21 protein-coding genes are annotated in these 17146 nt (G+C 53.4%); 19 read left to right on the plus strand and 2 right to left on the minus strand.

From position 1 onward, the window contains the following. Nucleotides 1-119 precede the first annotated feature (119 nt). The 19 genes from KTH_RS25875 to KTH_RS25965 all read left to right on the plus strand — a co-directional run bounded on the left by KTH_RS25875 (nt 120) and on the right by KTH_RS25965 (nt 15562). Nucleotides 120-536: a hypothetical protein gene (locus tag KTH_RS25875; RefSeq protein WP_497621759.1), complete on the plus strand. Its 417-nt coding sequence runs from the start codon at nt 120-122 to the stop codon at nt 534-536. Between the two features lie 115 nt (nt 537-651). Then, nucleotides 652-2589 carry a winged helix-turn-helix domain-containing protein gene (locus tag KTH_RS25880; protein WP_111325165.1) on the plus strand — a complete coding sequence of 646 codons (1938 nt, stop codon included), beginning with the start codon at nt 652-654 and terminating at the stop codon, nt 2587-2589. Nucleotides 2590-2836: 247 nt separating this feature from the next. Beyond that, on the plus strand, nt 2837-3484 hold the full coding sequence (locus tag KTH_RS25885; RefSeq protein ID WP_497621761.1) for a response regulator: 648 nt from the start codon (nt 2837-2839) through the stop codon (nt 3482-3484). A 201-nt stretch (nt 3485-3685) separates the two neighbouring features. After that, on the plus strand, nt 3686-4273 hold the full coding sequence (locus KTH_RS25890; protein ID WP_111325163.1) for a type 1 glutamine amidotransferase domain-containing protein: 588 nt from the start codon (nt 3686-3688) through the stop codon (nt 4271-4273). 21 nt (nt 4274-4294) lie between these two features. Continuing rightward, nucleotides 4295-4612, plus strand: coding sequence for a hypothetical protein (locus KTH_RS25895; protein ID WP_111325162.1), 318 nt, complete (start codon nt 4295-4297; stop codon nt 4610-4612). Between the two features lie 471 nt (nt 4613-5083). Beyond that, nucleotides 5084-5740, plus strand: a complete 657-nt coding sequence (locus KTH_RS25900) for a TlpA family protein disulfide reductase (RefSeq protein WP_497621764.1) — start codon at nt 5084-5086, stop codon at nt 5738-5740. 18 nt (nt 5741-5758) lie between these two features. Then, nucleotides 5759-6217, plus strand: coding sequence for a CopD family protein (locus KTH_RS25905; RefSeq protein ID WP_111325160.1), 459 nt, complete (start codon nt 5759-5761; stop codon nt 6215-6217). 13 nt (nt 6218-6230) lie between these two features. Then, nucleotides 6231-6677, plus strand: coding sequence for a cytochrome c maturation protein CcmE (locus tag KTH_RS25910; RefSeq protein WP_111325159.1), 447 nt, complete (start codon nt 6231-6233; stop codon nt 6675-6677). A gap of 38 nt (nt 6678-6715) precedes the next feature. Further along, entirely contained in the window at nt 6716-8731 is a 2016-nt protein-coding gene (locus tag KTH_RS25915) for a heme lyase CcmF/NrfE family subunit (protein WP_497621767.1), read from the plus strand. After that, nucleotides 8728-9303 (plus strand): cytochrome c-type biogenesis protein, encoded by a 576-nt coding sequence (locus KTH_RS25920; protein WP_497621769.1) that lies wholly within the window; start codon nt 8728-8730, stop codon nt 9301-9303. Before KTH_RS25915 ends, KTH_RS25920 begins: the two co-directional genes overlap by 4 nt. A 1-nt stretch (nt 9304) precedes the next feature. Next, complete coding sequence (locus KTH_RS25925) at nt 9305-9661, plus strand: hypothetical protein (RefSeq protein ID WP_111325156.1); 357 nt, start codon at nt 9305-9307, stop codon at nt 9659-9661. Continuing rightward, nucleotides 9651-10943, plus strand: a complete 1293-nt coding sequence (locus KTH_RS25930; RefSeq protein WP_111325155.1) for a carboxypeptidase-like regulatory domain-containing protein — start codon at nt 9651-9653, stop codon at nt 10941-10943. The genes KTH_RS25925 and KTH_RS25930 overlap by 11 nt, the downstream gene beginning before the upstream one ends. Continuing rightward, nucleotides 10943-11638, plus strand: a complete 696-nt coding sequence (gene ccmA, locus KTH_RS25935) for a heme ABC exporter ATP-binding protein CcmA (RefSeq protein WP_111325154.1) — start codon at nt 10943-10945, stop codon at nt 11636-11638. The genes KTH_RS25930 and ccmA overlap by 1 nt, the downstream gene beginning before the upstream one ends. Before the next feature lie 21 nt (nt 11639-11659). Next, the gene (locus tag KTH_RS25940) at nt 11660-12328 is read left to right on the plus strand and encodes a heme exporter protein CcmB (RefSeq protein WP_497621771.1); all 669 of its coding nucleotides are present in this window, start codon (nt 11660-11662) and stop codon (nt 12326-12328) included. A 2-nt stretch (nt 12329-12330) separates the two neighbouring features. Next, entirely contained in the window at nt 12331-13065 is a 735-nt protein-coding gene (locus tag KTH_RS25945) for a cytochrome c biogenesis protein (RefSeq protein WP_111325152.1), read from the plus strand. Between the two features lie 19 nt (nt 13066-13084). Further along, nucleotides 13085-13240, plus strand: a complete 156-nt coding sequence (locus KTH_RS25950; protein WP_170142866.1) for a hypothetical protein — start codon at nt 13085-13087, stop codon at nt 13238-13240. 7 nt (nt 13241-13247) lie between these two features. Beyond that, nucleotides 13248-13697, plus strand: coding sequence for a DUF3054 domain-containing protein (locus KTH_RS25955; protein ID WP_170142865.1), 450 nt, complete (start codon nt 13248-13250; stop codon nt 13695-13697). A gap of 187 nt (nt 13698-13884) precedes the next feature. Further along, nucleotides 13885-14421: a YrzE family protein gene (locus KTH_RS25960; RefSeq protein ID WP_111325150.1), complete on the plus strand. Its 537-nt coding sequence runs from the start codon at nt 13885-13887 to the stop codon at nt 14419-14421. Between the two features lie 31 nt (nt 14422-14452). Beyond that, nucleotides 14453-15562, plus strand: coding sequence for a DUF4097 family beta strand repeat-containing protein (locus tag KTH_RS25965; RefSeq protein ID WP_497621774.1), 1110 nt, complete (start codon nt 14453-14455; stop codon nt 15560-15562). 92 nt (nt 15563-15654) lie between these two features. Here KTH_RS25965 and KTH_RS25970 read toward each other — a convergent pair whose 3' ends face one another. Together KTH_RS25970 and KTH_RS25975 are read right to left on the minus strand one after the other, a co-directional pair. Continuing rightward, nucleotides 15655-16191, minus strand: a complete 537-nt coding sequence (locus KTH_RS25970) for a gamma carbonic anhydrase family protein (RefSeq protein ID WP_497621776.1) — start codon at nt 16189-16191, stop codon at nt 15655-15657. Between the two features lie 30 nt (nt 16192-16221). Further along, nucleotides 16222-17058: a C40 family peptidase gene (locus KTH_RS25975; protein ID WP_497621778.1), complete on the minus strand. Its 837-nt coding sequence runs from the start codon at nt 17056-17058 to the stop codon at nt 16222-16224. Nucleotides 17059-17146: the final 88 nt, after the last annotated feature.

Here is a 17146-nt window from a genome sequence, read left to right on the forward strand (position 1 = left end):
ATATACCGTTTAAAATATGTTACAATGATGGAGGGTAGATTTTTATTGCTAGGGATGGATCTCTTCAATATTTTACGACGATGTAAAGGTATGTCGTTCCCTGGGAAGGACCTTTCTCGATGAAAGAGACAACACACAAGACCGGAACTTCAACGGCTGTCTATAATGCACGGGCATCAAAAACCAGGAAATGGGGGCCGATCCACTGTACCGTCTGTGACCAGCGTATCTGGTTTGAGCCCATTCAAGTAACTGAGGCGGAAGAGGCTCCAGAGCCGCGCCAGTCATGGCTGTTGTGCAAACATTGCTATCGGGCTCTGCTTGAGGAAATGCGCCGCTCTCCGGTAAAGTCACCGCTGCGCTTGCGGGTGGCTATGGGGATTGTTGCCGCGGAACGATGGCCGAAAGCCTATCCCACCGAGCTACAGGCCTACCTCAGCGATAGGCGCTGGTTCTTTTTTATCGCGGCAAGTTTTTTCCTTTTTATGATTCTCCATCTGGTTATTATCGTTTTGCTCCCTCTTCTTGCACACTGATGTTCTTTCCTCTGTGTGAGTTGTGCCAATATCCTGTCAAGTTTGACTTTTTTTGCTAAAATAGGTACAACTCAGTGAGATGAAACTGTGATTCCACGAACCGGAGTATTACTGCATGTCCAGCGAAAGTTGGTGGACGAGAGATTTCTATGCTGCAACGGGGCAGCTTTCTGATTACTCTATGATCCCGGCTGCTTTTACACGCGAATATCATGTTCTGGCTGAGGTCTGCTCAAGCATGACCAGCGGCTTTATGCTGCTTAATCAACAGCGAGTTATCTATTCAAATCCAAGTGCCTTGCGGTTGTTGCAGATCAGCAAGCGTGATCTGGTTACGCCTCAAGACTTCAGTGTCCGTGACCACCTGCTTGCGCTGGCTGCCGATCCACGCCAGGCGCATTCCGAACTGGAAAATCTCTGGCAGCACCCTGAACAGGAATATAGTACTGATCTGGCGCTGGCTGATGCAGCGGCTCGCTGGTTACGAATTCGGAGTTTTCCGGTTCATGATAATCGTGGGATGCTGCTTGGTCGCGGGCTGCTTTTTGATGATATCACGCTGGAACGCTCGGCTGCCGAGGCGCAGGGCGAGACCTTAGCGCGTGCCGCCCATGAGCTAAAAACACCGCTGGCAATTATCAAGGGCTGCGCGACGACCCTGCTTGGCAGTTCGGCCCGTTGGGACCCTGCGATGCAGCGTGAGATGTTGCAGATGATCGATACACAGTCAGATCGCCTGTATGAAGTGCTGAATACGCTGTTGGATGTCTGGCGGTTGGACTCGGGAGCGCAGCCGCTCCGGCTGACACAGGTCAATCTGGCCGAGTTGCTGGATCAGTTCATTCGCCGCTGGCAGAAGCACTCTCCGAACCATCGCTTTGTGCTCAGTATCATGCCTGATGTCCCCATGCTGATGTGTGATCCGCTCCGTGTGGAACAGATTCTGACTCACCTGTTAAACAACGCAGTTGCGTATTCTCCTGCCGGTTCAGTGATCTCTGTTCGTCTGGAAATTAACGAGGTGGAGGCACGTATTGGCATTCTGGATGAGGGCATTGGCATTGCTCAGGAGCATCTTGACCGTATCTTTGATCGCTTCTACCATGTTCCTCATGGGGATGAGCAGTCAAGCGGGAGCGGGCTTGGTTTAGCGGCGGCTCGCGCGGCTGTACAGGCTCATGGAGGGAGAATCTGGGCCGAATCGCCGGGACCGGGAGAGGGTGCAAGCTTCTATTTTACGTTGCCATTCGCGCCAAAGATTACCGTTTCCGCGCAACAGACGGCGCCATTGCCCGCGCTTCAGGACACCGCACCGTTAACGCTGGGAACATCGCGTACCGCTCCTCTGCGCCAGGACCGCCGCGTCCACGTGCTGCTTGCCGAGAGCGATCAGCGTTTGACACGCTATCTTCGTGCGAACCTGGAAGAGCAGCAATATCGTGTCCATACGGTCAATCATGGCATCCAGTTCTTGCGCCACCTTGATCTTGACGAGCCTGATATTATTCTGCTCTCCTCTCGGCTGGCCGATATGAGCGGCGTTGAATTGTTGCAGCGGCTGCGCGAGTTTTCGCAGATCCCGATCATCATGCTCTGCGACGATGATAGTGACGAAGATGAACGGGTCTATCTATTCGATCTGGGCTGTGACGATGTGGTGATGAAACCCTTTGGTATGAAGGAGCTGCTGGCCCGGGTGCGAGCCATTTTGCGGCGGCGCGCGGCGGGAGAGGAAAAGCCTGCTCGCTCGCCCATCTTCCGCACAGGAGAGCTGGAAATTGACCACGCACAGCATCAAGTGACAGTGGGTGGCAAGCCGGTTCAGTTGAGCCGCACTGAATATAATCTGCTGAACGTGCTGGCGCAGAATGCCGGGCGCGTTGTGACACATGAGCTCTTGCTTGAGAAGGTCTGGGGACCAGAATACAACCGCGATGTCGACTTCATCTGGGTCTATATCAGTCGGTTGCGGCGCAAGATTGAGGCTGATTCTCGTCGTCCCAGATATATCGTCACGGTTCCTGACGTCGGGTATAAGCTGATGAAGCTTTAAGCGTTCTGCTTGGCGATAGTTGAAATTGCTCTGTTTTTGGCCCTCAACTGGTGCTGCTGAAGAGTACCGGCTTGTGGTGCCAGACTGTTATGTCAGGTAAACACCTGATATTGCAGGCGTTTTTATTCAGGTTCCTGTAAGGTGTTTACCCTATTTTGTTAAGTTGATGTCTATGTGGTTTGGCTATCCTCTATAGTGGTAGTACGCTTGGTCGTCTTGATTTTACTCGCTACCTGGAGGAGCTTCCATGAGTCAGACACAGGGGGAAAAACCCAACGTCCTCTTGATTGAACCTGATGTCGCGATGGGCAGACTGATCGCGCTTGGATTGCAGCATCAGGGCTATCATGTTATCACTGTCTCTTTTCCCGCTGCTGTTTCCCTGGCAGTTGCCCGGACCGTTGATCTGCTGATTCTTGATGTTGACGGTGGAATTCGGACCGATAGTTCGGCGCTGGAATCTATTTACAGTCATCCCCGCTTTGCAGATTTACCCCTTGTGGTCCTTTCCTGGGATGATTCGATTGTGCAACAGGCTCCTATCTCGGTGCCTGCGCTTCCCGCTGCCGGTGCGGCCGAGATACAGCCCATTTACCTCCCTAAGCCATTTGATGCGCGTGTCCTGCATGAGGCGATCGGGCAGTTGTTGCTGTCACAGGCCGCCCGCAGCCCGGAAACGGAAGAGCGCGCCGAAGAACTGCTCCTGGCTGCCTATCCAACACATTCTACACCGAGCATCTGGCCGGTGGTGACCGCTGCGGGCCTGTTTCTGGTCGTTGTAGGTATGCTGGCGCAGTATCTGGTCGCGTTGATCGGCGTGCTGATCGTGCTGGCGGCGCTCCTGCTCTGGCTCCTGGATGTAAAGCCCGCGCCCCGCATTGCAGAGGCGCTATGACGCTCGGGTAGCAAGAAAGCATCAAGACAGATCATCTCCTCTGGTTTGCTGGCTGCGAGAGGTCGGCAAGCCGCTGTTTCATTCTCCCGTTCGGGTTGCTGTAACCTTTATCTCCCTCCCTTCGTGTCATTTCGAGGATGAATAGTAAGAGCAAGATCATTCTCGAAACTCTTCCAGAGTGCCAGAAGGGAGGTTTCTTTTATGACTCACCATAAAATTGATGGTATGCGTGTTGCAGTGCTTGTAGCTGACGATTTTGAGCAGGCGGAGTTTACAGAGCCAATCAAAGCATTAAAGCAGGCCGGGGCCTCGGTGGTTGTGGTTTCGCCACAAGCCGGGCAGGTCACCGGAATGAATCATGATGAAAAGGCAGATCGTTTCCCGGTTGATCTCCTGCTGGACAATGCCAATCCAGACGATTTTGATGCGGTAATGCTCCCCGGTGGCGCTCTTAACGCCGACTCCTTGCGCGTAAATCCGAAAGCACAGGAATTTGTGAGGAAGATTGATCAGTCGGGACGCCCGATCGCAGCGATTTGTCATGCACCCTGGCTCCTGGTTTCGGCGGGCTGTGTCAAGGGACGCACACTTACCAGCTACTACACCATTCAGGATGATATCAGGAACGCTGGTGGCAACTGGGTTGATAAGGAGATGGTACGCGATAAGAACTGGGTGACAAGTCGCAGTCCGAAAGATTTACCGGCCTTCAATTCCGCAATGGTGACGCTGTTCTGTGAGTCGAGGGAACAGGCAACACAGAAAACCCAGAATGTGATCTCGATGTAAGTACAGCCCCAGGAGGTAGATATGTCTTCTGAATCCAGAACCACAACAGATCATGCAGAAATTAAGAAGTGGGTTGAGGCCCGCGGTGGCCAGCCCGCAACGGTAAAAGGGACGACCTCAGGCGGGCAGGCTGGCGTGCTGCGTATTGATTTTCCGGGATATGGTACAGGTGACGAGAAGCTTGAGCCAATTAGCTGGGATGAGTTCTTCCAGAAGTTTGATGAGAATCAACTTGCCTTCCTCTATCAGGATACCACTTCTGGCGGACAGGAAAGCCGCTTCTGCAAGTTTGTGAGCCGAGCAACTGCTGAAGCGAAGGCACATGGCAAGAAGCGCTAAGCGTTATAGGATGAATTGTAGAATATGCCCTGGAGACACAAGTACAGCGGCACACCAGCGCGGGTTGCGCCCCAGAGAGCAGCTCTCTGAGGCAACCTGTATCTCTCCGAGGAAGACTTCCTGACAGCCAACACGTGGCCGGGCAGGAGGTCTTTCTTTCCCTCTTAGGCTCTCTCCTCGTCTGACTGTTTTATTCAGGTTTTTGTAAGGTCAGCTTCCCCTGTTGCAAGTTGCCTATCAGGCAAAAGCACCATAATCACACTGAGTTCTTCTTTGAAGAAAAGGCTTTTCTTTGCCTTCTGGCTGACTGTGCATGTGCCGATTGAGAAAGAAGGAGCCTTTTTCGTTAGCATGAGGCAAAAGGAGAACCTGTTTTTCAGGCGCTATCGCGGCTGCCCGTTGATATAGCAAGAAAGCCGCAAGGGAGTTTCGGGCTTCTGATGTGAGGAGTCTAGAGGTATCGTCAAAAGCATGGAAATACGAGAAAAACACGTAACGACTCGGGACGAATTACAGCAAGAGAATACCGCGGAGCCTATCAATAAGCCTGCTGCATTACAACAGCGTTCACGCAAGCGCAATATTCTGGTCTTCTCTATTGTGACTGCCGTGAATATCGGGTTGATCATTTTGCTGGCGACACAGCTTTTTACTCCAGCGACCAAATCGCCTGCTGCTGATGGACAGGGGACAATACCCAGCCCGCTGATCGGCAAAGCTGCCCCTGATTTTACCCTTCAATCTCTCGCTGACGGTAAGCAGCTACGCCTGTCCGATTTGAAGGGTAAAATGGTTATCTTGAATTTCTGGGGCTCCTGGTGTGCTCCCTGTCAGCAGGAAGCGCCTGCCCTGCAAAAAGCCTGGCAGGAACGGTTGCAGCAAAAAGGTGTGGTTTTGCTTGGCATTGATGTGTATGAAGATTCCAGTGCAGCGCATGCGTTTATCAAAAAATACGGTATTTCATATCAGAATGTGCAGGATACGCTCAATGGCAATGTCGGGCAGGATTACGGCATTCGGGGCTATCCCGAGACCTTCTTTATCTCTGCCGACGGCAATGTGCTGGCACGATATGGCCCATTCACAGAAGAGACGCTTGATATTGCGCTGAAGAAATTCGGCCTGTGATGAGGGTTGAGGTGTTCTGTGCTGGCTCTTGAGCTTTGTATGCGTGTCGCACATGTACTCTCCGCTGCCCTCTGGGTCGGGGGCTGCGTGATGTATCAGTTCGTGATTATGCCTGCGTTGCGCAACGGTGGGCCCGCTCCAGGGGTGGCTGCACAGATCGCGTCCCTCTTTCACAAGATGACACAGATATGTGCGGGTGTCCTGCTGCTCAGTGGCGCGTATCTGATTTTTGATCGTCTGACGATGACAGCGCTTGGCTGGCCTTATTTCCTGGTTCTGGGTCTGAAGCTGGTTCTGGTTGCCGCGATGCTGCTTCTGGTGATCTATCTGGGTCAGAGCCAGGTTCGTCGACTGGCAAAACAAACAAGTCGCCTCTCGAAGAGGGCTCCGCAGTTGATGCTCGCTCTTGGAATAGGTGTATTTATACTGGGGGCGTTGTTGAATATTCTCTATATCGCAACGATTGCACCCCGCTGATGGAGGTTACAACGTGCCGTCTGCTATCGCGATTGAAGAAACAAAGTCGATCCCTCGGCGCTCCAGACGCTTTCCGGTTGGGCTCCTTATTGTGGGTCTTGCCATTCTTGGAGCGGTCATTTATCTTGTGTATGCCAATACTCAGGCGAGTGCTGCCTATTATTTAACCGTCAAGGAACTCCGACAGTGTACAAGCTGCAACACACGTTCCGTGCGTGTTTCCGGGAATGTACAGGCAGGCTCGATTGTTAAAGATGAAAAGACGAACACGCTTCGATTTACTATCGTTGAGGGCGGACAGACGTTGCAGGTTGTGTATAGCGGTGTTGTCCCCGATATCTTTAAGGACGGAGTACAGGTCGTTGTTGAGGGACATTATACCGGAAGCGACCCTTTTCAGGCACAGACCTTGCTGGCAAAATGCCCATCAAAATTTCAAACTGGCACTCCAACGCCGTAGCCCTGTAGTGAAGTAGCACTTCTTCTTCGAGGATCGCTGTGTATTTTTCTGAACTTGGCTTTATATCGCTGATTCTGGCGGCACTCTTTGCCGTGCTGACACTGGTTCTGGCTGTGATTGGCGCATGGAAGAAACGGTCACAGTATACCAGTAGTGCGCGTCATGGTGCGCTGGTTGTAGCAGCGTTTCTGGTGCTGGCAACTGCGGCGCTGGTGATCTCTTTTATTACGCATGACTTTGGTGTTCGGTATGTGACAGAGCATTCCAGCCGAAGTATGCCCTGGTATTATGTCTGGGCAGCGCTCTACGGTGGGCAAGAGGGATCATTACTGTTCTGGTCTTTCTCGCTTGGTCTTTTTACCTCTCTCTTCGTTCTGACTTACAAGCGTGCGCCTGCCGTGCTGGTTCCCTATGTAATCGCAACACTGATGGGCATTCAACTTTTCCTGGTCCTGATGTTGTTGACGGTCTCCAACCCGTTTGTACGGCTGACTGCCATCCCGGCTGATGGTGTGGGGTTGAATCCGCTGTTGCTGGACCCTGGCATGTTGTTGCATCCTCCCTTGCTGTTGCTTGGATTCATGAGCTTCTCCCTGCCTTACGCCTTCGCTGTTGCCGCGATGATTTCCGGGCATCTCAATAGCGAGTGGTTGCGGGCTATTCGGCGCTGGACGCTGGCATCCTGGGCTATTCAGAGTGCGGGCTTGCTGGTCGGAGCCTGGTGGGCCTATCACGTGCTTGGTTGGGGAGGCTACTGGGGATGGGATCCGGTGGAGAACGCGGCCCTGTTACCCTGGCTGACCTCTTCGGCTTTTCTTCACTCCACGATGGTGCAGGAGCGTCGGGGAATGCTGAAGGTCTGGAACTTATTCCTTGTTATTGCCTCCTTTGCGCTGACCATCTTTGGTACATTTGAGGTTCGCAGCGGGCTGATTAGTTCGGTGCATTCGTTTGCGTATTCAGATATTGGTGGCTTTTTCCTGGTCTTTCTGGCTGTCGTGATTGTCTTTTCAACCGGACTCTTTCTTTTCCGTCTTCCCAGATTGCGCCCAGATCAGGAATTTGACTCGATCGTCTCGCGTGAAGGGGTGTTTCTGCTCAATAACTTTTTGCTGCTTGGCATTACCTTTGCCACGCTCTGGGGTATGCTGTTCCCGCTGCTCTCCTCAGCTCTAAACAAGCAGATGATGACTGTGGGACCTCCATTTTACAATGGAGTGAACGGGCCGCTGTTCGCTTTGCTGATCCTGGCGATGGGTGTGGGGCCACTGCTGGCCTGGCGTCGTACCTCAACATCGGTGATCTGGCGTAATATCGGTGTACCGCTCGTGCTGGCGGCGCTCTGCGCGATCATCCTGCCCCTGTGTGGTATTACCAACGTGCTGGCAAATATTGCCTTCTCGATCTGTGCATTTACCGGGGCTGCGATCCTCTATGAACTCTGGCGCGGTGCGCGTGTTCGTCACAAGCATGGAGAGTCTTACCCGGTCGCAGTGTTTATGCTCTTCAAGCGCTATCGGCAGCGTTACGGAGGATATATTGTTCATCTGGGGCTGGTCTTTCTGGCGATCGGGGTGATTGCCTCTCAGTTCTTCCAGATACAGCATGATGTGACGCTGAAGGTCGGTCAACAAACCGAGATCGCTGGCTATCAGCTTGTCTTTCTGGGCAATCTCCAGCAGGAAGAGACCGGGAAAACAGTGGTGACGGCTCAGTTCCAGATCTGGCGCGATGGGAAGCTACTGAAGTATATTTATCCCGGACGCGAGGTCTACCATAAGATGGACCAGCCAGTCAGCAAGATTGAGATCACGACATTTGGCTTGAATGATCTATATGTGTTTTTGAATGACTGGGATGGCCCGACAAAAGTTGGTGTGCGGCTCTTTATGAATCCGTTGGTCCCTCTTATCTGGTATGGTGGTGGTTTGATGCTACTTGGTGGGCTGCTCTGCTGGTGGCCTGCGGCGCAACAGGGGGCGCGTGTACGCTCGCAGCGCCGGATGAGTGTTCCCGAGAAGGATGAGAAGCAAAGCGCGGAGGTGGCTGTATGAAGCAGGTGAGTCGGCGTCAGGGGCGTGGCTGGTTGCTATTGACCGCTGGGGTGCTGGTGTTGATCGCGGCGGTCTGGTCCTTTCTCTGGTTTCGAGCGGCCTCAAACCAAACGCTGGATGAGCGTGTACAGGCCGTGTCATCGCAGATTAAATGTCCTGTTTGTCAGGGAGAGTCGATCGCGCAATCAACCACTGATCTGGCGCGGCAGATGCGGGCAACCGTTCGCGAGCAACTGGCTGCCGGAAAATCCGAGCAGGAAGTCCTGACGTATTTTCAGGAGCACTATGGCAGTGACATTGTCTGGGCACCCCAGTGGCAGGGCTTCTCGCTGCTTGCATGGCTGGTTCCGCTGGCCTTGCTGCTTGGTGGACTCGCGCTGGTGTTTGCGACTCTGCGTGATTGGCGGGCGGTGGCACGAGAGACAACAGGGGGTAATGAACAGCCGGTCAGCGAGGAGCTGGAACCGTATCGCTCCTTGCTAGAAGAGGAACTGGCGGAAGAGGATATCCTGTTTCGCTCGCCTGCACAAAGCAAAAAACAGGGGAAAGCCTCTGGAATGGAGGCGAAGTAGTATGGCAATTGTAATAGCGCTTGTTCTGGGCATTCTGGCCCTGGTATTTGTGCTCTATCCGTTGTTTCAGCGGACGGCTGCGCCCCAGGTGGCTGTCTCTTCGGAGCCAGAGCCTGTTGTGGAGCAAGATGAGGCAGCCCGAGCTGCGCTGCGTGAGGTTGAGCTTGATTATCAACTGGGAAATATTGTCGAGCCAGATTATCGTACGCTGCGTGAACGCTATATGCGCCGCGCCCTGACTGCCTTTAAGACACGATACGAGCGTGAAAAAGAGCTGGATGCATTGATCGAGGAACAGTTAGAGCAGATGAAAAAAATAGAAGCAAAGAGCAAGAAAGAGGTGGCAGATGATGAATAAGTGCTTGCTGAAAGGAAGCAGTTTTCTGATTCTGCTGCTGCTTGTTGGCGTGCTGGCCGCTCTGGCTCCGCTCTCTTCGGCGTTCGCCCAAACCACAGGGCGTATTTATGGGCAGTTGCTTGACGGTTCAAACAAGAACGCGCCGCTTGCCGGGCAGACGGTGACATTGCAGAAGGCGCAGAATGGCTCTTCGCAGGATGTGACGACCGCAATTACTGACCCCAACGGACGCTTCTCGTTCTCCGGGCTCGATACTGACAAAGCGATCAGCTATGCCGTCTATATCCGCTACCAGAACGCTCACTATTATACTGAGCCGGTCTCACTTGGCACGAAGCCGGAGCAACAGGTCAACCTCACTGTCTATGAGGCCAGTTCGGACGCATCAAAAGTGGCGATTGTCCAGACGACGCTGCTGGTGAAGTCGGTGGATGAAAAGACGGGGATGGTGCGTGTCTCCGAGATTGTGGCCTTCAAAAATCTGAACACAAAAGCTTTTGTGGGCTCGCTTGATGCCTCAAAGGGCCGCCCCAACGCGCTTTTCTTCTCGCTGCCGCAGGGCGCAACGAATATCTCGCTGGTGAAGGGATTCGCTGGCTATCGTTCTATTCAGTCCGATCAGGGCTTCGCAACCGATGCGGCTGTGCTGCCGGGTGACAATGAGTTCTCGCTGTCGTATGATGTACCCTATACAGGCGACACACTGGACCTGACATATCATGCGATCTACCCAACGGTGCAGGTCTCCTTTATGGTGCCAACGGATCTCCATACAACGGCGGGTTCGCAGGATGTCGCCTCTGATGGCGTGGTAACGGTTGAAGAACATCCCTACAACGTCTTTAAGGCACAGGCACTGACGAAAGAGAAGTCGGTCAAGGTGCGCCTGGAAGGGCTGCCCGTCGTGAATACGCAGGCTCCGAGCACTGCTTCACAGAACGCGCAGGGAACTCAGCTAGACTCGTCAACGATCTGGCTTATCGTGATTATCGCGTTGATGCTGGTGATTATCCTGCTGACCTGGATTGTGTATCGCTCGCGGCGTGAGGCTGCCAGAAAGGCAACGCGTAACGCAGATAAAAAGGCCGCATCTCAGAAGCGGCAGGAGAAGCAGCCAGAAGATGATGAACGCGAGCAGGAATTACTGACCGCCTTGCTGAAACTCGACAGGGAATTTGAGAAAGGCAAGCTCAAAAAGAAGCAGTATGAGGAGCAACGAGCCCGGCTCAAGGCGCAGTTGCGTTCCTTGCTCGACAAAAAGACAGAGGGGGCACGGCGCTGATGAGCGCTCTTGTTGAAATACGAAGGTTGCGCAAGAGTTTTGGTCTGAAGCCAGTGCTGCGAGGCGTTGACCTGATGCTTGGTCCCGGGGAACGGCTGGCACTTTTGGGCGCGAATGGGGCGGGCAAAACCACGCTGCTACGGATCCTTGCTTGCCTGACACGCCCGGGCGGTGGCACGGTAACGGTTGCCGGGCTGGATAGCGTGCGTGATGCCCAACAGATTCGGCGGCTGGTTGGTTTTGTCGGGCATCAAGCCTATCTCTATGAGGAACTGACCGCGTTAGAGAACCTGACGTTCTTTGGACGGCTTTATGATGTCGCGCAGGCAGATGCCCGCGGACGGGCCCTGTTAGAGCGGCTCGGACTGGCTCGGCGTATGCACGACCGGGTCGCGACCTTCTCGCGTGGGATGATCCAGCGGGTGGCCTGGGCACGGGCCCTCTTACATGCTCCCCGGCTGCTCTTGCTTGATGAACCTGATACCGGGCTGGATCAGGAGGGACAGCAGTTGATTGATGTGCTGGTACAGGAGCATATTGAGCAGGGAGGTGGCGCAATCTTTACCACGCATCAACTTGAACGAGCGCTTCAGTTAAGCGAACGGATTGTCCTGTTGAAAGGCGGTAAGGTCGCCTTGCAGGATGCTACAGAGGCTATCTCGCTGGCCGATGTGCAGGAACAGCTACGCGTTTGAGATGCGTGGAGTCAGGAAGCTATGAAGCAGTTTTTCTTACAGATTTTTGCTATACTCTGGAAAGATATTCGCTGTGAACTCCGCAGTAAGCAAACGTGGTTCAGTATGGGCATGTTTGCGCTGCTGGTACTGGTCATTTTTAATTTTGTCTTTGATCTGCGCATTGATGATAAAGCAACGGTTGCTCCCGGGGTGCTCTGGGTCTCTTTTTTGTTCGCGAGCATACTTGGTTTAAGCCGCACGATGGCTATGGAGCAGGAACAAGGGTCGATGGATCGGCTGTTGCTGTGTCCGGTGGATCGGCGAGCGATTTTTCTGGCGAAGCTTCTCGGGAACCTGCTCTTTATCTTTGTGGTAGAGCTGGTGGCGTTACCCGTGTATATTGTCCTTTTCAACTTACATATTTTTGTGGGTGCACTGGTGCCGGTGGTTCTGCTTGGAACGGTTGGTATTGCGACCATTGGAACTATGTGTGCAGCGATGGCAGCCACAACCCGGGCGCGAGAGCTCCTGTTACCGCTGCTGGTATTTCCGCTGGTGGTGCCGGTCATGATCGGAGCTGTTCGGCTGTCGGAAGCGCTAATTGCGCCGCTACCGAATGAGCCGCCCTGGCTTGGCCTGATAATTGCTTTTGATGTTATCTTCCTGGGCGTCTCGACGCTCGCGTTTCAGTTTATCATTGAGGACTAACTATGGCCTTAACGGATCATACACTCCCTGCCGAGCGCAAAGCCGCGCGGGTGGCAGGCCAGGAGAGGGATACAAAACTTCCCCTTGTTTCGCTGGTTCTTGCGGGACTCTCACTCATCGGGGGGCTGATCTCTGCCTGGATGATCTTTCTTTATGCGCCAACTGATGCGCTACAAAAAGATCCACAACGCATTTTCTATCTGCACCTTGCCTGCGCCTGGGTCGGGATGCTGGCCTTTGTGCTGCTGGCAGTGACCAGCATTGTTGCGTTAATTCGGCGCAATGAGCGTTGGGACTGGATTTCCCGGGCAAACGCTGAGGTAGGCGCTGTCTTCCTCACGATTGCTCTGGTGACTGGCTCGCTCTGGGGACGCCCGATCTGGGGTGCCTGGTGGGTCTGGGAGCCAAAGCTGACCGCCACCCTGATTATGTGGTTTATGTATATCGGCTATCTGATGCTGCGTAGCTATATGGGGCGAACGCTGGATAGCATGCGCGTCGGGGCGGTCATGGCGATTCTGGGCGCGATTGATGTGCCGATCATCTATCTGGCGGTGAACTGGTGGCGTGGGCAACATCCTACTCAGGTCAGTCAGCTTCCGCCGGAAATGCTGTTGACTATGCTGGTTGTACTGCTCACCTTTACGATCTTCTATGTGTTCCTGGTGATGCAGGTGTATCAGCTCCAGCGTCTGCAAACGCTGGCTCAGCGTCTACGCTTGCTGGTAATGCGCTAGTTGACGAGGTGAACCTGAAATGAACGGTTTTACATATATGATGCTGGCCTATGCATTGGGCTGGTTGATCCTGATGGCATATGTCGTTGTTATCGCTTTGCGGCTCCGCGGAGCGCGTACCGAGCTGGCGGCAGTTGAAGAACTGGTTCGTGAGCAGCAAGAACAGGAGGAATAAAGGCGAAATGGCAGTGAAAGAGAGCGGCGTACATAACGCGCCTGCGATTTCCTCAGGGAGAAAAGCCAGGGGTGGGCGCATTTTCGGGCTGGCGGTTGGTGACCTGCTGGTCTTCCTCATTATCGGGGCTATTGGCTTACAAATGCACCAGAAAGAGATCAACGCCGAGAATATGCTGCGTGTGACCTGGCCGCTGGCGGTGGCCTGGTTTGTGATCTCTCCATTCCTGGGCGTCTTTAGCCGCAAGACTGAGCGTCGCCCGGGCCAGATGGCGGCGCGTACCGGCATTGCCTGGCTACTGGCCTGTGCTGGGGCAATGGGACTGCGTCAGGTGTTTATCACGCCAGTTGAGGTCAGCTTCGCGATTGTGACGTTCCTGACCAATCTGGTTGGCCTTTATATCTGGCGCTTGCCTTTCTCCTGGGTTATTCGCTCTAAAGAAAAGAGCGCGGACTAAACAGAGAAGTGTTTTCAAGGGGCGCACCACGTGCCCCTTTTTTTTATATGTCCTGTATTGGCCATCGAACTAATTCGATTGCGCTCCGTATATCTAATGATTGTTTGATATAATAGGATGAATTAACGTTTTTGTATTTATGATTTTTGAAGTGGGGATAGCACGTTCTTCTTGAGAGGAGAGATATATGAGATCAAGGGGCGCTTTTTCCGGTCTTAGTGGGGCAGTCTTTATAATTGGCCTGATCCTTTGTGCGGTGTTTCATTTCTGGTGGCCGGGCATTCTCCTTGTGCTTGCCGCAACAAGTTTTTTGGGGTCGCTTGCAAGCGGAAACCCGAGGGCAGTATGGGGAGGACTTATCGGAGTTGTCTGGCTTGTGGGCCTGGCTGTCTGTGCCCTGTTCAATTTCTGGTGGCCGGGCATTCTGATTATCATCGTGCTATCAGGTATTCTCGGTTCACAGCAAAAGGCTGTCAGCCAGACGATTGGAGAACGCTTTTACGGTCAGCCAACCTACCAGCGGCCTCCTGAACAGCAGGAGCCATATTACCAGCCGTCGTCCTATGAGCAGGGCTATCAGGCACCCAGAACCCAGAACGAGACCTATACTGAGGGCGGGAAGATTTATGAATATCCATCCTCATCACAGTCTCAGAGTGATTATGCACGCTATGAGCAGCCGCAGGCTCAGTATCCACAGGAGATGCCGCCTCAAGGTCACTAACAACCAGAAGTAGAGAAGGAGCAAACGAGTTGTGAGCAACCAGGAAGCAATGTTCTATCCACAGGAGACATCTCGCCGACAGGAAGGCATGGGTGAACAACGGCAGATTTATCCGCGTGAGGAAGCTGCCTATGCCGAAGGTTATGGAGTGCCCGGTGCAGAGAACATCGGGGAGAAAATTCATCCCGTTGAGGAGCAACGAAGGAGTCAGCAGCCACCACGCCAGCGCCGCAAACATGGCTGGTGGATCGTCTTGCTTCTGGTTGTTTTACTGTTCTCTGCCCTGGCCGGAGGAAAAGCGTTTTTCTCTCGGGTCAATGGGGTGGAGAATCGCGACTTTACGCTACAGGCAGGGCAGCAGGCGCCTCATCTGATTGTGAACAATGGCGCGGGAGATGTGCATGTGAAGGTGGGAAATACTGATAGCGTTCATATTCAAGCAACAAAGTATTCCTTCGGCCTGTTACCGATCGCGAATGCCACGGTGAACTATCAACAGAATGGCAATACCATTGAAGTCACCTCTAATATTGATGGGGTGTCTTTTCTGAATGGAGCTGACGTTGACCTTGAAATCACGGTTCCCGCAGTAGCAGATGTGAATATTGTGACGTACGGCGGTGACATTGATCTCAGTAACGTGAATGGCAAGCTTGATCTCAAAACGATGGGGGGCGATGTCAGCCTGTCGAACTCGAGGCTCTCAGGAGCCTCCCAGATCCACACCTCGGGCGGTGATATTACCCTGACGCAAACCAATGGTGTCTTACAGGTGGAGACCAATGGTGGAACGATCCGGGCAGAGAATGTGGCATTATCCGGCAATAGTAGCGTTCGATCGAGTGGCGGTGATATCTCCTTCAAGGACAGTCTCTTCCAGGGGACCGTTGAAGTCAATACCAGCGGCGGTGATATTGATTTTCAGGGAACACTGGCTGTGAATGGGGATTACACCTTCCATACCAGCGGTGGTAAAGTCACGCTCAACCTGCCTGAGAACTCGGCCTTTGCGGCCCAGTTGGAGACCACCGGTGGCGAGGTGAACAATGAGTTTGGTAGTAACGTTGTGGGTACTGGACCCAAAGCAACGATCAAAGCCTCTTCGAGCGGCGGAGATATCAACGTCAGAAAAGGTCGCTAGCAGGCAAAGCCCGGTACAACATTTCTGTACCGGGCTCACTTTTTAGAGGTGGGAAGCAGGAGCGGGAAGCGGGTCGCAGGTATAAGTTTGGCTTACCGGGCTCCATCAGCCGTTGCTTCAAGCGAGCGTTGATGTTGCTGGCCTCGCTCTTGATAGTGCTGTGCACTTGCCGCGATCTGCTGCTTTTCTGTCTCCTGAAGCTCTCGCACTGCCTTTGCGGGAAGCCCAAGTGCCAGGACTCCGCCGGGGATCTGCTTGCGTTCGCCAATAAGTGCACCCGCACCGATGATAGTTTCCGTGCCGATTTCAGCATGTGAAAGCACTGTCGCATGCATGCCTACGAGAACCCGATTCTGAAGCGTCGCCCCGTGGACAATCGCGTTATGACCGATAGTACATTCATCACCAATGGTGAGCGGGGCATCAGGGTCAGTGTGCAGGGTACAATTATCCTGAATGTTTGTGCGTTTGCCAATCACAATAGGAGCGGTATCACCCCGAATCACCGCGTTATACCAGACACTTGAGCCTGCACCTATCGTCACGTCACCGATAATCATTGCTCCCGGAGCAATAAAGACATCATCCGCGATTCTGGGAGTGATCCCATTGAATGGTAAGATAGGCATACAAAGAGCCTCCCTTTTTCCAGACAAGCTTTAGTCGACAACGCGCTTGATTGCCCAGACGGTTTCATCAAGGCGCTGATGGTAGAGCTGGCTCCTGGGATCCAGGCTATTGATCATGACGCGCATATTGTTTTTTCCAGATGCGTGGATGAAATCCCTGTTATTGAGCGCCAGCGCAACATGTGTGATTGCTTTCGAGCCAAAGAAGATCAGATCGCCTTCCTGCATCTCCTCACGCGTGACAGTATGGGGAAGGGCGTCATGCTGCTGATCGGCGTCTCGGGGCAGGACGTACCCGGCCATGCGGTAACAAAGCTGTGTCAGGCCACTACAGTCGATTCCCTCAAAGCTGACGCCACCCCAGAGGTAGGGCACATCCAGAAAGCGGCGAGCTGTATCGGTGGCAGTTCTGACGGTCTCGCGCGGGTATTTCTCCTGTTCACGGCGGAGACTTACCGCTGTGCGCTCAACCCATGCGCTGTTCTCGCCGGGGAGTGCCACCTGAACGCGGCTGCTATGGGTGGTGTCGAGTAGTGGGAGGACTGTGGAGAGATAGAGTTTACATTGGATCTCGTCTCCGTCAGCCTCTGAATACGCAAAAGTATAGGGTTCGGTGACAACTGCGACCAGATCCAACGGTGTGCCGCAATGCTCACCGACTCTGGTAAATCCTTTAGAGATGGGCTCTGCCAGATGCTTGGTCTGAATCCACCCCTCATAGTCAGAGAGCGTGATATGGGTCCAATCTCCCTGACTCTCGCCAACCTCTGCTGGAACATTCATTAAAGCTTGCGTGACCTGCTCCGAACTTTTATCCGGGTCGCGTCGCACATCAGCGACACTGACAGCTACTACAAAAGTCGTCATGGTTTCTGCTCCTATCATTGGCCTGACGCTCAGAAGAAAGAATGAGGGACAGGCAATCACTCATCATTGCTTTGTCCCTCATTTTAAT

This window comes from Thermosporothrix sp. COM3, from assembly GCF_059696735.1.

Bases quoted from the DNA above. Each gene is read 5' to 3' on its own strand.
- KTH_RS25890 (WP_111325163.1), top strand. From the start codon at position 3,686: ATGACTCACCATAAAATTGATGGTATGCGTGTTGCAGTGCTTGTAGCT.
- KTH_RS25895 (WP_111325162.1), top strand. From the start codon at position 4,295: ATGTCTTCTGAATCCAGAACCACAACAGATCATGCAGAAATTAAGAAG.
- KTH_RS25885 (WP_497621761.1), top strand. From the start codon at position 2,837: ATGAGTCAGACACAGGGGGAAAAACCCAACGTCCTCTTGATTGAACCT.
- KTH_RS25925 (WP_111325156.1), top strand. From the start codon at position 9,305: ATGGCAATTGTAATAGCGCTTGTTCTGGGCATTCTGGCCCTGGTATTT.
- KTH_RS25945 (WP_111325152.1), top strand. From the start codon at position 12,331: ATGGCCTTAACGGATCATACACTCCCTGCCGAGCGCAAAGCCGCGCGG.
- KTH_RS25930 (WP_111325155.1), top strand. From the start codon at position 9,651: ATGATGAATAAGTGCTTGCTGAAAGGAAGCAGTTTTCTGATTCTGCTG.
- KTH_RS25955 (WP_170142865.1), top strand. From the start codon at position 13,248: ATGGCAGTGAAAGAGAGCGGCGTACATAACGCGCCTGCGATTTCCTCA.
- KTH_RS25880 (WP_111325165.1), top strand. From the start codon at position 652: ATGTCCAGCGAAAGTTGGTGGACGAGAGATTTCTATGCTGCAACGGGG.
- KTH_RS25920 (WP_497621769.1), top strand. From the start codon at position 8,728: ATGAAGCAGGTGAGTCGGCGTCAGGGGCGTGGCTGGTTGCTATTGACC.
- KTH_RS25940 (WP_497621771.1), top strand. From the start codon at position 11,660: ATGAAGCAGTTTTTCTTACAGATTTTTGCTATACTCTGGAAAGATATT.
- KTH_RS25875 (WP_497621759.1), top strand. From the start codon at position 120: ATGAAAGAGACAACACACAAGACCGGAACTTCAACGGCTGTCTATAAT.
- KTH_RS25960 (WP_111325150.1), top strand. From the start codon at position 13,885: ATGAGATCAAGGGGCGCTTTTTCCGGTCTTAGTGGGGCAGTCTTTATA.
- KTH_RS25950 (WP_170142866.1), top strand. From the start codon at position 13,085: ATGAACGGTTTTACATATATGATGCTGGCCTATGCATTGGGCTGGTTG.
- KTH_RS25975 (WP_497621778.1), bottom strand. From the start codon at position 17,058: ATGACGACTTTTGTAGTAGCTGTCAGTGTCGCTGATGTGCGACGCGAC.
- KTH_RS25970 (WP_497621776.1), bottom strand. From the start codon at position 16,191: ATGCCTATCTTACCATTCAATGGGATCACTCCCAGAATCGCGGATGAT.
- KTH_RS25900 (WP_497621764.1), top strand. From the start codon at position 5,084: ATGGAAATACGAGAAAAACACGTAACGACTCGGGACGAATTACAGCAA.
- ccmA (WP_111325154.1), top strand. From the start codon at position 10,943: ATGAGCGCTCTTGTTGAAATACGAAGGTTGCGCAAGAGTTTTGGTCTG.